This window comes from Mesorhizobium sp. M1217, from assembly GCF_040318275.1.
Lineage (GTDB): Bacteria > Pseudomonadota > Alphaproteobacteria > Rhizobiales > Rhizobiaceae > Mesorhizobium.
Window position 1 is genome coordinate 508196 of record NZ_JAMYMA010000001.1, and the last position, 14919, is coordinate 523114.

The 14919-nt window shown below is 63.3% G+C and carries 15 protein-coding genes; 10 read left to right on the top strand and 5 right to left on the bottom strand.

Annotation, left to right across the window (positions count from 1 at the left end; all coding sequences use genetic code 11):
* Positions 1-114: 114 nt before the first annotated feature.
* Entirely contained in the window at positions 115-1008 is an 894-nt protein-coding gene (locus tag NKH37_RS02560) for an SDR family oxidoreductase (protein WP_353040775.1), read from the top strand.
* A gap of 66 nt (positions 1009-1074) precedes the next feature.
* On the opposite strand, the gene NKH37_RS02565 is transcribed toward NKH37_RS02560, so the two are convergent.
* The gene (locus tag NKH37_RS02565; RefSeq protein WP_023720100.1) at positions 1075-1821 is read right to left on the bottom strand and encodes a cytochrome c biogenesis CcdA family protein; all 747 of its coding nucleotides are present in this window, start codon (positions 1819-1821) and stop codon (positions 1075-1077) included.
* A gap of 197 nt (positions 1822-2018) precedes the next feature.
* Between NKH37_RS02565 and NKH37_RS02570 the strand changes: the two genes are divergently transcribed.
* Positions 2019-2396 carry a COG4315 family predicted lipoprotein gene (locus tag NKH37_RS02570; RefSeq protein WP_352482202.1) on the top strand — a complete coding sequence of 126 codons (378 nt, stop codon included), beginning with the start codon at positions 2019-2021 and terminating at the stop codon, positions 2394-2396.
* 142 nt (positions 2397-2538) lie between these two features.
* Here the strand turns inward: NKH37_RS02570 and NKH37_RS02575 are convergent, their stop codons facing one another.
* Entirely contained in the window at positions 2539-2766 is a 228-nt protein-coding gene (locus NKH37_RS02575) for a hypothetical protein (protein ID WP_023720101.1), read from the bottom strand.
* A 76-nt stretch (positions 2767-2842) separates the two neighbouring features.
* Here NKH37_RS02575 and topA point away from each other — a divergent pair, with 76 nt between their 5' ends.
* The 7 genes from topA (at position 2843) to rpmG (ending at position 11082) form a co-directional block, all read left to right on the top strand.
* Entirely contained in the window at positions 2843-5458 is a 2616-nt protein-coding gene (gene topA / locus NKH37_RS02580) for a type I DNA topoisomerase (RefSeq protein WP_353004175.1), read from the top strand.
* A 6-nt stretch (positions 5459-5464) separates the two neighbouring features.
* Entirely contained in the window at positions 5465-7771 is a 2307-nt protein-coding gene (gene rnr, locus NKH37_RS02585; protein WP_023720103.1) for a ribonuclease R, read from the top strand.
* The gene (locus NKH37_RS02590; RefSeq protein ID WP_031194322.1) at positions 7771-8223 is read left to right on the top strand and encodes a DUF983 domain-containing protein; all 453 of its coding nucleotides are present in this window, start codon (positions 7771-7773) and stop codon (positions 8221-8223) included. The genes rnr and NKH37_RS02590 overlap by 1 nt, the downstream gene beginning before the upstream one ends.
* Positions 8224-8296: 73 nt before the next feature.
* A complete protein-coding gene (locus tag NKH37_RS02595) occupies positions 8297-9037 on the top strand; it encodes an NUDIX hydrolase (protein ID WP_023720105.1) in 741 nt (246 codons plus the stop codon).
* A 16-nt stretch (positions 9038-9053) separates the two neighbouring features.
* The gene (locus tag NKH37_RS02600; RefSeq protein ID WP_353004174.1) at positions 9054-10229 is read left to right on the top strand and encodes an MFS transporter; all 1176 of its coding nucleotides are present in this window, start codon (positions 9054-9056) and stop codon (positions 10227-10229) included.
* A gap of 109 nt (positions 10230-10338) precedes the next feature.
* Positions 10339-10794 (top strand): YqfO family protein, encoded by a 456-nt coding sequence (locus NKH37_RS02605; protein ID WP_023720107.1) that lies wholly within the window; start codon positions 10339-10341, stop codon positions 10792-10794.
* 120 nt (positions 10795-10914) lie between these two features.
* Positions 10915-11082: a 50S ribosomal protein L33 gene (gene rpmG, locus NKH37_RS02610; protein ID WP_006201775.1), complete on the top strand. Its 168-nt coding sequence runs from the start codon at positions 10915-10917 to the stop codon at positions 11080-11082.
* 68 nt (positions 11083-11150) lie between these two features.
* Here rpmG and NKH37_RS02615 read toward each other — a convergent pair whose 3' ends face one another.
* Genes NKH37_RS02615 through NKH37_RS02625 form a run of 3 tightly spaced genes read right to left on the bottom strand, consistent with a single transcriptional unit; the run spans position 11151 to position 13994 of the window.
* Positions 11151-12218: an ABC transporter ATP-binding protein gene (locus NKH37_RS02615; RefSeq protein ID WP_352587004.1), complete on the bottom strand. Its 1068-nt coding sequence runs from the start codon at positions 12216-12218 to the stop codon at positions 11151-11153.
* A 4-nt stretch (positions 12219-12222) separates the two neighbouring features.
* Positions 12223-13071, bottom strand: coding sequence for a carbohydrate ABC transporter permease (locus NKH37_RS02620; protein WP_023720109.1), 849 nt, complete (start codon positions 13069-13071; stop codon positions 12223-12225).
* Positions 13071-13994 carry a carbohydrate ABC transporter permease gene (locus tag NKH37_RS02625; protein WP_353040777.1) on the bottom strand — a complete coding sequence of 308 codons (924 nt, stop codon included), beginning with the start codon at positions 13992-13994 and terminating at the stop codon, positions 13071-13073. The genes NKH37_RS02620 and NKH37_RS02625 overlap by 1 nt, the downstream gene beginning before the upstream one ends.
* A 255-nt stretch (positions 13995-14249) precedes the next feature.
* Here NKH37_RS02625 and NKH37_RS02630 point away from each other — a divergent pair.
* A partial coding sequence (locus NKH37_RS02630) for an ISAs1 family transposase (protein ID WP_353004172.1) occupies positions 14250-14919 on the top strand: 670 nt, incomplete at its 3' end.

The window sequence follows — 14919 nt, forward strand, 5'->3', positions numbered from 1 at the left end:
ATTGCGAAGATAATACGGACTTTACCGCATAGATCGTATTTTCTCAAGCGCCTATCACGACGTCACCGGGCCGCGAACATGGTCGTGGTCAGAAATGAACAAGGAGAAGTCGTGATGCGTGTTTTCGTTACCGGAGCGACCGGATTCGTCGGTTCTGCCGTCGTTCAAGAACTCATCGGCGTCGGCCATCGGGTGCTCGGCCTCGCCCGCTCGGAGGCGTCGGCCAAGTCGCTTGCCGCGACTGGGGCCGAGGTGCATCGAGGCGACCTCGAAGACCTGGAGAACCTGCGCAGGGGTGCGGCAGCCGCCGATGCGGTGATCCACACCGGGTTCAACCATGACTTTTCGAAGTTCGCGCAAAACTGCGAAATGGACCGGCGCGCCATCGAGGCGATGGGCGGTGCACTCAAAGGCTCCGAGCGCCCCCTGCTCGTCACCTCCGGAACCGCGCTCCAGGCGCGGGGCCGTATCGCGACGGAGGAAGATGCGCCTGTCCCCGCTTCCGCTTCGTATCCCCGCGCCTCCGAAGCGACAGCCGCCGCGCTGGCGGCACGCGGGGTGTGCGCGTCGGTTGTCTGCCTTCCGCCGTCGGTCCATGGCCAGGGCGACCACGCCTTTGTTCCGATCCTCATCGACCTTGCTCGCAAGAAGGGCGTGTCGGCCTATGTCGGCGAAGGGCTCAATCGCTGGCCCGCCGTGCATCGGTTCGATGCCGCCCGCATCTACCGGCTTGCGCTCGAGCATGGCGCCGGTGGCGGGCGCTATCACGCGATCGCCGAAGAAGGCGTGCCGTTCAAGGACATCGCCGGCGTGATCGGCCGGCGCCTGAACGTGCCGGTCGTCGCCAAGTCCGCCGAAGAGGCCGGCGATCATTTTGGCTGGTTCACGATGTTCGCGGCGATGGATGTCCCGACTTCAAGCGAGCGAACCCGCGCGCTGCTGGGCTGGGCGCCGAGCGGACCCGGGCTCATCGTCGATATCGACCAGCCAAGCTATTTCGGAGGCTGAACGGACCACGTAGCTGTGGTACCTTGTGCCGCAGTTACGGCCTCGCGCCTCGGCCGGGCGGCAAACCTATCCCAATTGCCCCAGCACCGGAAAATTCTCGAGCAACCAATAGGACGCCGCCTGCACGCCGCCGGTCAGGAAAAACACGCCGGCCACGACCAGCAGCGCGCCGATGGCTTTTTCGACGCGGCCGAGATGGACGCGGAATTTCCCGAGAAAGCGCATGAAGGCGCCGGAAAACAGCGCCGCGACCAGGAACGGTATGCCGAGGCCGAGCGAGTAGGCGGCAAGCAGCAGCGCGCCCTCGCCCACCGTCTCGCGGCCGCCGGCAAGCGTCAGGATCGGCCCCAGCACCGGGCCGATGCAGGGCGTCCAGCCAAAGGCAAAGGCCAAGCCCATGACGTAAGCGGCGATCAGGCTGGCCGGCTTGCCTTGCGACTGGAAGCGCGCCTCGCGTGAAAGCAAAGGGATGCGCAATACGCCGAGGAAATTCAGCCCCATCAGGATGATCAGCACTCCGGCCGCCATTGCCAGCGGCTCCTGCCAGACCCGTAGCAGATGGCCGATAGTGGAGGCGCCGGCGCCCAGCGCGACGAAGACGGTCGAGAAGCCGAGCACGAAGGCGATGGAGGAATTAACCAGCGCGCCTCGCGCGCCAGCCTTTGCCGCAATGCCGGCTTCGCCGCGGAAATCGTCGACCGACACGCCGGCCATGTAGCACAGATAGGGCGGTACCAACGGCAGCACGCAAGGTGACAGGAACGAAATCGCTCCCGCCCCGATCGCGCTGACATAGCCGACGTCCAATGCCATTTCCGTCTCCCGATGACTGCGCAGCCATATAGCCGCGACAACGGCCATCCGCCAATCACCATCGCGTGGCCCCAGCAAGTCGTCGCCCTCGCCTGGATCTATGGAAAACAGCCCGGGAAGAAAGGGCCGCCAGGCAGCGTTGATCAAACGAAGCGCGTTGTTCCGCGCGCTTTTTCGAATCATCCAAGGAGAAGTCCATGAAAACGATCGCAATCGGCATGGCCGCGCTTTTGCTCGGCACCGTCGTGTCCTACGCCGCCGAGGCGTGGAAGGAAGCAGAAGTCGGCGGCACCAAGATCTACACCGACGCCGGCGGCATGACGCTCTACACCTATGACAAGGACGAGGCCGGCAAGTCGAATTGCTACGACAAATGCGCCGCCAATTGGCCGCCACTGAAAGCTGACGCCAACGCCAAGGCCGAGGGCGAATGGACGATCGTCGACCGCACCGACGGCACCAGGATGTGGGCCTATGAAGGCAAGCCGCTCTACACGTTCATCAAGGACAAGAAGGCCGGCGATGTCACCGGCGAGGGCGTCGGCGGCGTCTGGCATATCGCCAAAGCCGACTGAGCCTTGAGCCTCTGATCCGCTGTAACAGGCGGTAATACGGCTGGTCGCCGGGACGTTGACCCAACCACCCCGGCGGCCAGCTTTTCAGCACAGCAATTCCGTGCGACTGTCTGAGCAAATGCCGGGCTGCATATTGCGCAGTTCACAGCGTCTGTTCAAGCAGGGCTGGCGCGTGCTCGATGTTTCTCTTATATCCGCGGGAGAGTTTGTCCCGTTCTCCAGGATCAATTGCCGGGTTTGTCCAGCGATAGGCTGCCCATTTCCCTTGTCCAGGATTGCGGAAATCGCAAGGCGCGCCGTTGGGTTGCGCATTCGGTGCAGGGCCGCATTTTGACTGCTTGGCCTTGACCGGATGCAAAAGCGCGGCCATTTGAGCGACACATTGAATGAGATTTCGTCGCGCGCAGCGGAATTCTTCTGCCGCATCACAACTGATATGAGACCGTATGGACGTCGTCGTCGTCGAATCGCCGGCCAAGGCGAAGACAATTAACAAGTACCTGGGCAAGAACTACAAGGTTCTGGCCTCGTTCGGCCATGTCCGCGATCTACCGGCCAAGGATGGCTCGGTGCGCCCGGATGAGGACTTTGCCATGTCCTGGGCCGTCGACCCCGCGTCTGGAAAGCGTCTCGCCGATATCGCCAAGGCAGTCAAGGACGCCGACGGGCTGATCCTCGCCACCGATCCGGACCGTGAGGGCGAAGCGATCTCCTGGCATGTCCTGGAAGTGCTGAAACAGAAGCGCGCGTTGAAGGACAAGCCGGTCAGCCGCGTCGTCTTCAATGCCATCACCAAGGCGTCGGTGCTGGAGGCGATGGCCAATCCGCGCCAGATCGATGCGCCGCTGGTCGATGCCTATCTCGCCCGCCGCGCGCTCGACTATCTGGTCGGCTTCACGCTGTCGCCGGTGCTGTGGCGCAAGCTGCCCGGCGCCCGCTCGGCCGGCCGCGTCCAGTCGGTGGCACTGCGTCTGGTCTGCGACCGCGAATCCGAGATCGAGCGCTTCATTCGCGAGGAATACTGGCAGGTCGCCGCCATCCTCGGCACGCCGCGCAAGGAAAATTTCGAGGCGCGGCTGACCGCCTTCGAGCGCAAGAAGCTGCAAAAGCTCGACATTTCCAACAAGGCGCAGGCCGACGACATCAAAGCGATGCTCGAAGGCGCCAGCTTCAAGGCAGTGTCGGTCGAAGCCAAGCCGACCAGGCGCAATCCCGGCCCGCCCTTCACCACCTCGACGCTGCAGCAGGCAGCCTCATCGGGTCTCGGCTTTTCGGCCAACCGCACCATGCAGGTGGCGCAGCGGCTTTATGAGGGCATGGAGATCGGCGGCGAGACCACCGGCCTGATCACCTATATGCGAACCGACGGCGTGCAGATGGCGCCGGAGGCGATCTCTGCCGCACGCGATGCGATTGCCAAGGAATTCGGCCCTAAATACCTGCCTGAAAAGCCGCGCGTCTATTCCGCCAAGGCCAAGAATGCCCAGGAGGCGCACGAAGCGATCCGTCCGACCGATTTCATGCGCACGCCGGCTTCCGTCAGGCAGTATCTCGACGCCGACCAGGCGCGGCTTTACGAGATGATCTGGAAACGCGCCATCGCCAGCCAGATGCAGCCGGCCGAGATCGAGCGCACCACGGTCGAGATTGAGGCGATCAACGGTTCGCGTACCGCCGAGCTTCGTGCTGTCGGCTCGGTCATTCGCTTCGACGGCTTCCTAGCCGCTTACATCGAGCAGAAGGAAGAAGATTCGGAAGACGAGGAAAGCCGCCGCCTGCCCGAGATCCGTGCCGGCGAGCAGCTCACCCGCGAGGCGATCAACGCCACCCAGCACACCACTGAGCCTCCGCCGCGCTATTCCGAGGCGTCGCTGATCAAGAAGCTGGAAGAACTGGGCATTGGCCGGCCGTCGACCTATACGGCGATCCTGAAGACGCTCGAGGATCGCGATTACGTCACCATCGACAAGCGCAAGCTGGTGCCGCAGGCCAAGGGCCGGCTATTGTCGGCTTTCCTCGAAAGCTTCTTCGAGCGTTATGTCGAGTACGACTTCACCGCTTCGCTCGAGGAGAAACTCGACGAAATCTCCGACGGCAAGCTAGCCTGGAAGGATGTGCTGCGCGATTTCTGGAAGGATTTTTCCGGCGCCGTCGCCGACATCAAGGAGTTGCGCGTCACCGACGTCCTCGATGCGTTGAACGAGGAACTGGCGCCGCTGGTGTTTCCCACGCGCGAGGATGGCTCCAACCCCCGCATATGTCCGAAATGCGGCACCGGCAACCTGTCCCTCAAGCTCGGCAAATTCGGCGCCTTCGTCGGCTGCTCGAACTATCCCGAATGCTCCTTCACCCGCCAGCTCGGCGACGCAGCCAATCCCAATGGCGAGAACGGCAGCGGCGAAGACGGCACCAAGGTGCTCGGCAAGGATCCCTATACCGCCGAGGAGATCACGCTGCGCAATGGCCGGTTCGGCCCCTATATCCAGCGCGGCGACGGCAAGGATGCCAAGCGCTCCAGCCTGCCCAAGGGCTGGACTGTCGATTCGATCGATCACGAAAAGGCGCTCGCCCTGCTGTCGCTGCCGCGCGACGTCGGCAAGCATCCGGAATCCGGCAAGATGATTTCGGCCGGGCTGGGGCGCTACGGGCCGTTCGTGCTGCATGACGGCACCTACGCCAATCTCGACAGCATCGAGGACGTGTTCTCGATCGGCCTCAATCGCGCCGTCTCGGTGATCGCCGAGAAGCAATTGAAAGGCAAGGGCGGCCGCAATGGGGGCACGCCCGCTGCTCTGAAGGAGCTTGGCGAGCATCCTGCCGGCGGCGGCAAGATCGTCGTGCGTGACGGCAAATACGGGCCTTATGTGAATTTCGGCAAGGTCAACGCGACGCTGCCGAAGGGCAAGGATCCGCAATCGGTGACGGTCGAGGATGCGGTGGCGCTGATTGCGGAAAAGGAAGCCAAGGGCGGCAATGGCGGCAGAAAGCCGTTCCGCAAAGCGGCCGCGCCTGTGAAGAAAGCGGCAGCGGCCAAAAAACCGGCGGCCAGGAAAAAGGGATAGGACGGGTTGGCGCGCAAAGTCTCCGGAAGAAGCCACGGCGATCTGCGCACCGCCGATACCCGTGCCAAGGTCAGGGACAATTACCGGCCTTCGCGTGACGAGATACTGCGTTACATCGCAGAAAATCCGGACCGCGCCGGAAAACGCGACATCGCCAAGGCGTTCGCGCTGCGCGGCGAAGACCGTATCTGGCTGAAGGACATGTTGCGCGATTTGCAGGACGAAGGCCTGCTGACCAAGGAGCGCAAGCGGCTTGCCCGCGTCGGGGCCCTGCCCCACGTCGCGGTGCTCGACATCTTTAGCCGCGACGCCGACGGCGTGCTGCTGGCGCACCCGACCGAAGCGATCGGCAATGGCGAACCTCCGGTCATAGCGATCCGCGTGTCGCGCGGCGGCAATGGCCCGACGCCTGGCATCGGCGACCGGGTTTTGGCCAAGACCTTTCCAACCGACGATCCGGCAGGCCCGGCCTATACGGGCCGGGTGATGAAGATCTTCGAGAAGCGCACCGATGCGGTTCTCGGCGTTTTCCGTGTGCTGAAGGACGGCACGTTCCGCATCGAGCCGGTGGAAAGGCGCCAGCCGGAGCTGGTCGTCGACAAGGAATTCCAGAACGGCGCCAAGAATGGCGACCTGGTCGAGGTCGAGCCGGCGCGGGCCTCCCGTTACGGGCTGCCGAGAGCCAAGGTGCTGGCGGTATTGGGCTCCTTGACCAGCGAAAAGGCGGTCTCGATGATCGCCATCCACGCGCACGACATTCCGCATATTTTGCCCGCCGACGTCATCGCCGAGGCAGAGGCGGTCAAGCCGGCGACGCTTGCCGGCCGCGAGGATTGGCGCGAGCTGCCGCTGCTCACCATCGATCCGGCCGACGCCAAGGATCATGACGACGCGGTGTTCGCCATGCCCGACACCGACGAGACGAACGCCGGCGGCGTGATCGTCACCGTCGCCATTGCCGATGTCGCCGCCTATGTGCGCTATGGCACGGCGCTCGACCGCGAAGCGCTGAAGCGCGGCAATTCGGTCTATTTCCCCGATCGTGTCGTGCCGATGCTGCCGGAGCGCATCTCGAACGACCTCTGTTCGCTGCGCGAGGCCCAGGATCGTCCGGCGATAGCGGTGCGCATGACTTTCTCGGCTGATGGCCACAAACTCAGGCACTCCTTCCATCGCATCATGATGAAGTCGGCGGCGAAACTCGCGTATCAGCAGGCGCAAGCGGCGATCGACGGCGCACCGGACGACACGACTGGCCCGATCCTCGATGCGGTGCTGAGGCCGCTATGGGACGCTTACGCGATCCTGAAGCGCGGCCGCGACACGCGCCAGCCGCTCGAGCTCGATCTGCCGGAGCGCAAGATCCTGCTCAAGCAGGACGGCACCGTCGACAAGGTCGTCGTGCCGGAGCGGCTCGACGCGCACAAGCTGATCGAAGAGTTCATGATCCAGGCCAATGTCGCCGCCGCCGAGACGCTGGAGGCGAAGCGGCAGGCGCTGGTCTACCGCATCCACGATGCGCCCTCGCTCGCCAAGCAGGAATCGCTGCGCGAATTCCTGCAGACGCTCGGCCTGTCGCTGGCGCGCGGTGCGCAGATGCGGCCGAACCAGTTCAACGGCATCCTCGCTCGCGTGCGCGGCGCCGACAATGAGGGACTGGTCAACGAAGTGGTGCTGCGCTCGCAGAGCCAGGCCGAATATTCGCCTGCCAATATCGGCCATTTCGGCCTCAACCTGAAGCGCTACGCGCATTTCACCTCGCCGATCCGCAGATATGCCGACCTGATTGTGCATCGTGGGCTGATTGCCGCACTCGGCCTTGGTCCGGGCGGCCTGACGCAGGACGAGGCGGAGCGGCTGGAGGAGGTCTCGGCGCTGATCTCGGCGACCGAGCGCCGCGCCATGGCCGCCGAGCGCGACACGGTCGACCGGCTGATCGCCGCCTATCTCGCCGAGCGCATCGACGACCGTTTCGACGCCCGCATCTCGGGCGTCACCAAATCGGGACTGTTTGTCCAATTGCCGCAGTACGGCGCGGATGGCTTCATTCCGGTTTCAACGCTGGGCGGCGACTACTATATATACGACGAAACTGCCCGATCGCTTTTCGGAGAACGCACCGGCAAGGGCTATCAGCTTGCCGACCGCGTCGAGGTTCGCCTGATCGAGGTGGCGCCGATGGCCGGCGCGATGCGTTTCGAGATGCTGACCGAACCAAAGCCGCTGCCCGGCTCCAAACGGTCGTTCCACAAGGCCAAAGGCCGCGCCCGGGCGTCGCAATCGCGTACCGGCTCGCGCGGCAGGAGACGGTGATGCCAAAAGAACTGCAGGTGGAAGAACTGGTTTTCGGCGGCGAGCATCACTCCGGCCGGACCGCCCGGCCGCTATGGACGGCAATGAAGCGCGGCATGCTTGGCCGCTGCCCGCATTGCGGCGAGGGAAAGCTGTTTCGCGCCTTCGTCAAGACCGTCGACAAATGCGATCATTGCGACGACGAGCTCCATCACCATCGCGCCGACGATCTGCCGGCCTATCTTGTGGTGGTCATCGTCGGCCACATCGTGCTCGGCGCTTTCATGGGTGTCGAGGCGACCTCGACCCTCTCCACCTGGCAGCACATCGCAATCTGGGTGCCATTGACCATCATTCTAGCCGTCGTCCTGCTGCAGCCGGTCAAGGGCGCTGTCATCGGCCTGCAATGGGCATTTTATATGCACGGCTTTGGTGGCGAAGAAGACCTGATCGAGTCGCATCCCGAGGCTTGAAGCCATCGCTGGCGCAATCGGCTATGGATGAAGCCCACTTTCGCATGAGAGAAGATTCCGCTAGGTCGAGCGCATGGACGGCATGACCAAGGCGGAAGTCGACAAGGTTGAGCGAAGCGCAATCGCGCTCGACAGCCAGCCAATACGCCCCCGTGACGCCGCGACGCTGATCCTGCTCGACCGCAAGGACGGTGAGTTGCTGGTGCTGATGGGCCGTCGCCATGCCCGCCACGCCTTCATGCCTGGAAAATTCGTGTTTCCCGGTGGCCGCACCGATCCGGCCGACAGCCGTATCCCCGTAGCCACTGCATTGCACCCTGACGAAGAAGCGAGATTGACCGCGGGCATCGGCCGCACCAGCGCTGCCCGCGCCCGTGCCATTGCTTTGTCGGCGATCCGCGAAACCTATGAGGAGGCCGGGCTGCTGATTGGCCAAAAAGGCGCCTTCGCGACCGCCAAGCGCGACTGGCAGGGCTTTGTCGAACACAGTGTTATTCCATCACTGCAAGCGCTGCGCTTCGTCGCACGCGCCATCACGCCGCCCAACCGGGTGCGCCGCTTCGATACGCGCTTTCTCGCCGCATGGCGCGACGACGTCGCCGTGGAACTGCCGGGTGGCGGTCCGACCAACGAGTTGGAAGACGTCGTTTGGCTGCCGCTGGCCAAGGCCAGTCAAGCCGACGTTCCAGACATCACGCGCACGGTCCTGGAGGAGCTGGAAACGCGGCTCGCCCAGGATCCGCTGCTGAGGCCCGGCGGTCCCGTGCCGTTCTATCGGCTTGTCCGCAATCGCTTCGTCCGCGAAATTCTCTAGAGCAGCCAGGCATTCCATGACAGTCGATACCCAGCCGCAGAGCGAGGAACGCGTACACTTGCTGCCGATGGTCGCGGCGATCTCTTCGATCAGCGTCGTCGGCATCGCCATCGGCCTCGGCATGCCGCTGCTCAGCGTCATCCTGGAAACGCGTGGTCATTCGGCGTCGATGATCGGTCTCAATACCGCGGTCGCCGGCCTCGCCTCGATCGCCGGCGCGCCGCTCGCCACCCCGCTTGCCATGCGGTTCGGGGTCGCCTGGACGATGCTTGCCATGATCGTCGCCGGGGCGCTGGCCTTTGTCGGTTTCCATTTCGCGCCAGCTTTCTGGATGTGGTTTCCGCTGCGCGTCCTGCTGCACGTCGCGCTGACGGTGCTGTTCATCCTCTCAGAATTCTGGATCAGCACCTCGGCGCCGCCACACCGGCGCGGACTGGTCCTCGGCATCTATGCCACCGTGCTGTCTCTCGGCTTTGCCGCCGGGCCATGGCTGTTCGCTCATCTCGGCAGCAGCGGCTTCCTGCCCTTCGGCGTCACCATCGCTTTGGTGACGCTCGCTGCCATACCGGTTCTGGCAGCACGCAACGAGAGCCCGACGATCGTCGCCGACGGCGAAACCAGCAATTTCCTGCGTTATATCTGGCTGGTGCCGACGGCGACCGCGGCCGTGCTGGTGTTCGGTGCGGTCGAGACCGGCGGCTTTGCGCTGTTCCCGGTCTACGGCAACCGCATCGGCTACTCCGAGGCCGACGCAGCTCTTTTGCTCACTATGATCGGGCTCGGCAACGTGCTGTTGCAGATCCCGATCGGCATGATCAGCGACCGCGTCAGCGACCGCCGCTATCTGCTGATGGCCTGTGCCACGGTCGGGCTTGTCGGCACCGTCTTTATGCCGTTCTTCGCGCAGAATTGGCACTTGATGGCAGCGCTTCTGTTCGTCTGGGGCGGCGTGGTCGCCGCCATGTACACGATCGGTCTGGCGCATCTCGGTTCCCAGCTTTCCGGCCACGAACTGGCCTCCGCCAACGCCGCCTTCGTGCTTTGCTACGGTGTCGGCATGGTGCTTGGCCCGCAGGCAATCGGCATCGGCATGGATGCTTTCGGGCCGTCGGGCTTCGGTTGGGCGCTCGGCCTGTTCTTCGCCTGCTATATCGTGCTGGTTGGCACCAGGCTGCTCCGCAAAATCCTCTGAGTGGGCCCGCTGCCGACATTGCTCCCACTGCTGACTAACTACTGACACCACCATGTCAGGAGCGCTCGCGTATATGCTCCCTCAAAGTGCATAAGCAGGGAGACCTCGGATGATCGACAGTGGCTTTGAGACGAAATCGCTGCGGATGGAATTGCTGCTGCTGGTGACCTTTCAGGCACCGGCCGCCGATGTCGACCGCATCATGGAGGCGGTGGTCGCGATCGCGCCGCTCAGAATGGGCAAATATGACAGCAATGCCTTTCAGTCAGCGGACGGCATCGAACGCTACCGGCCGCTTGAAGGTGCCGCCGCCGGCGCCGAGACGGAATTGCGCAGGCGGCCGGGCACTGTCGAGGTGTCGTTCGAACTGCCCGACGACCAGAAGCTCGCCGCTCGCGTCGTCGAAGCGATTTACCAGGTTCACAGTTATCAGGAGCCGGTGATCCGCATTCAGCCGCTGCTTGCCAGCCGCTCCAAGGGTCTCGACGACCGCGCCAACCCGAACCGCTGGTGGAACACGACTGGAGACTGGAAGAAGGCGCTGCCAGTCACGGAAGACGCTTGAACCTGGACAAGGGTTGACTTTCCGGGCGCGTTCTTTATGTGTCGCGGCAAGTTTCCCGCGTCCGGGTGTTTCCCCGTGCTCCAGCGGCCAAAACTCCACGAACATTAACGGACGAACATCATGGCCAAAGCCGCAAACATCAAGATCAAGCTTCTGTCGACCGCCGACACCGGTTTCTTCTACGTGACCAGCAAGAACAGCCGCACCAAGACGGACAAGCTGTCGTTCCGCAAATACGACCCGGTCGCCAAGAAGCACGTCGAGTTCAAGGAAACCAAGATCAAGTAATCCGGTTTTCTCTCGCAGTACCGAAACGCCGCCTTCCGGGCGGCGTTTTTCGTTTCGGGGATGCAGGACTAGCCGATGCGATCACCGCTTGCCGGATCGAACAGATGCAGCGACGCCGGGTCGGCCGACAGGCGCACGGCCTCACCCGGTTTCACACTGGCCCGACCCATGGCGAAGACGCACACCTGCTGGCCGGCAAGCTTGGTGTAGAATTGAGTCGACAGGCCGAGCGGCTCCACTACGCCCACCTCGCCTTTCAGCGCGCCATTGTCGGCAAGCCGGATATGCTCCGGCCGTAAGCCGACGGTGATCGCATCGCCATCCCTGAGCGGCAACCCGTCCGGCAGCCGCAGCTTCTGGCCGTCGGCCAGTACGGCATCCGACTTGGCGGTCTTTTCAACCACGGCAGGCAGGAAATTCATGCCGGGCGAGCCGATGAACCCGGCGACGAACATGTTGACCGGTCGGTCATACAGATCGAGCGGCGCACCGACTTGCTGGACGAGGCCGTCATGCATGACGACGATACGGTCGGCCATTGTCATTGCTTCGATCTGGTCATGGGTGACATAGACCGAAGTGGTCTTCAATTGCTGGTGCAGCGCCTTGATCTCGGCGCGCATATGGACGCGCAGCTTGGCATCGAGGTTCGAAAGCGGCTCGTCGAAGAGAAAGACTTTCGGGTCGCGCACGATGGCCCGGCCCATGGCGACGCGCTGACGCTGGCCGCCGGACAATTGCCGCGGCAAGCGTTGCAGAAGCGCATCGAGCCCGAGCCGCTTGGCGGCACCGTCCACCCTTGCATCGATCGCCGGCTTGCCGGCCTTCCTCAGCATCAGGCTGAAGCCCATGTTCTTCGACACGTCCATATGCGGATAGAGCGCGTAGGACTGGAATACCATGGCAATGTCACGGTCCTTTGGCGCGATGTCGTTGACCAGGCGCTCGCCAATATGGATTTCGCCGTCGGAGACCTCCTCCAGCCCGGCGATCATGCGCAGCAGGGTCGATTTCCCGCAGCCGGACGGGCCGACCAGGACCACGAACTCGCCGTCGGCGATTTCGAGGTCGACCGCGTGCAGGACGCGCACGGCTCCATAGTCTTTGCGGACTTTGTCGAGAGTGACGGAGGCCATCGATCTATCCCTTGACGGCACCAGCGGTAAGGCCGGTGACGAGGTAGCGTTGCAGGAAGGCAAAGAACATGCAGACCGGGATCAGCGCCAGGATGGAAGCGGCCATCATCTGCCCCCAGTCGACCGCGAATTTGCCGATATAGGTGAGCAGGCCGACCGCGAAGGTCTTCTGGTCGTCGCTGGAAATCAGCATCAGCGCAAACAGCAACTCACTCCAGGCGGCGGTAAAGACGAAGCCGAGCGTCGCGCCCATGCCGGGCAGCGTCAGCGGCACGATCACCTTGCGCATCGCCTGCAGGCGCGTGCAGCCGTCGATCATCGCCGCCTCTTCCAGGTCTCGCGGAATGCCATCGAAGAACGACTGCATCAGGAAGGTTGCAAAGGCCGTATTGAAGGCGGTGTAGATGATGACGAGGCCGGTCAAGCTGTTGATGAGGCCGATCTGCCCCATGATGCGGTAGATCGGCGGAATGACCATCACCAGCGGAAAAGTCTGGGTGAGCAGAAGCAGAATGGCCAGGGTCGCCTTGCCGCGGAAGGAAAATCGCGACATGGCGTAGCCGGCCAGTGTGGCAATGACCGTTACGAAGGCCGCCGTCGACACCGAAACGATAACGCTGTTCAGGAAGTAGCGCGGGAAATCGGTGGCTTCGAGCACGGTGACGAAGTTCTGCAGCGTCGTTTGCGACGGCCAGAAAGTGATGCCTTCGGAGTAGAGCAGCCGCTCCGGCGTGACCGAGATCTTCAACGTCCAGAAGATCGGGAACAGCGCGAAGGCCATATAGGCGCCGATGGCGCCGTAAAGGCCGATGCCGCCGAGAACGCGCGAGGAGACGGAGCGTCCTGCAATCATCAGACGTGCCTCACCAGCGAGCGGCGTATGCCGATCAGTGCAATCGCATAGACGATGAGCAGCACAAGCAGCAGCACCGCCACTGCGGAGGCATAGCCCTTGTCCAGCGACTTGAACGCGCTGACGTAGATATAGACCGGCACTGTGGCGGTCGAACCGGCAGGCCCGCCTTCGGTCATGACGAAGATCAGGTCGGCGAAGGTGGCGATCCATATCGTGCGCAGCATGACGGTGATGACGATGGTCGGCGCCAGGAACGGCAGCGTCACCTTGGTGAAGCGCTGCCACGGCGAGGCGCCGTCGATCGCCGCCGCCTCATGCAATTCCGAGGGTATCGACTTCAACGCCGCCAAAAGTGTGATGGCAAAAAAGGGAATGCCGAACCAGACATTGGCGACGATCGGCCCCCACATGGCTGTCGAGGGATCGGAGAGCACGTTGGTCGGCTCGACTTTCAGCCCCAATGCATAGAGCCAGTGGGGCAACGGCCCGATGATCGGATTGAACAGCCAGGCCCAGGTCAGGCCTGACAGGAAGGACGGCACCGCCCAGGGCAGGAACACCACCGCCTGCACGATCTTTCTGCCCCGGAACGGCGTGTCGAGCAGCAGCGCCAGGCCAAGGCCGAGGAAGAACTGGAAGAACAGGCTGGCTGCCGTCCACCACAGCGTGTTGACGAGCGCCTGCGCGAGCACGGGATCCGACAGCATCGCCTGATACTGCCCAAGCCCGACATATTCGGATTTGAATGCCGAGAACTTGCGGAACGAGTAGCCGATACCGATGACCAGCGGCACCAGGAGCACGACGACCAGCAGCACGATAGCCGGGCTGAGATAGAGCCAGGGCTCGATCGCGGCATGGGATAGCCGCTTCTTTCGCGGTCTGCCGGCGGATCGTATTTCGGACACGGCGTAGGTCATTGGTGCTGGATTGTCTCCTGAAGCAGCGTCGAGGACAGCGCCCTTCTCCCAGTTTACGGGAAAAGATGCCGGTCCACCCTCCGCAGCTGCTGCGGAGGACGGGCAGGCAGATGAGAGCCAGCACGAGCCACGACGGGTTGGCGCCGCCCCTCATCCGTCACTTTGTGACACCTTCTCCCCGTGAACGGCAGGGGAATCGCATATGGCGATTTTGGGGTTGAGTTTAGGCTGAGAAAGGATTCTTTGGAGAGGCAGTTGAGCGAAGGAGCGACTGCCATTTCCTGCCTTGAGAGCTACTTTGGCGCGGTGCCTGATCCACGCGCGCCCAACGCCACGCACCGGCTTGGCGACCTGATCGTGATGATGATCGCAGCAAGCCTGTGCGGCGCCAGCAATGCGACGGAATTTGCCCTGTTCGCGCAGGAGCGCAAGCAGGCGCTGTCGCGGCTGATCGACTATGACGCAGCCCCCAGCCACGACACCTTCTCGCGGCTGCTGCGCCTGCTCGACCCGGAGGCCTTCGGTCGCGCCTTTGCTGCCTTTGCCGCAGCTTTCGCCCGAGCCAGCCGAGAGACGCCCGAGGTGGTGTCGCTTGACGGCAAGGCTTTGCGGCGGGCCTACGAGAAGGGCTTGGCAGCCAGTCCGCCGTTGACGGTGTCGGCCTTCGCCGCCGAGACCCGGCTGTGCCTGGCGGCAGTCTCGCCGAGCGATGGTGAGAACGAAGTCGAGGCCGCGCTCAAGGTCGTCGAACTCATTGATCTTACGGGCAGATTGGTCACCGCCGATGCGCTCCACTGCCACACCCGCATGGCTGCGGCCATTACCCAAAGAGGTGGCGATTACCTGCTTGCGCTGAAGGGCAACCGTCGTCATTGGCTGCGCCGCGCCAACCTGCAACTGGCCGACGCCACCCCTTCCATTGCCG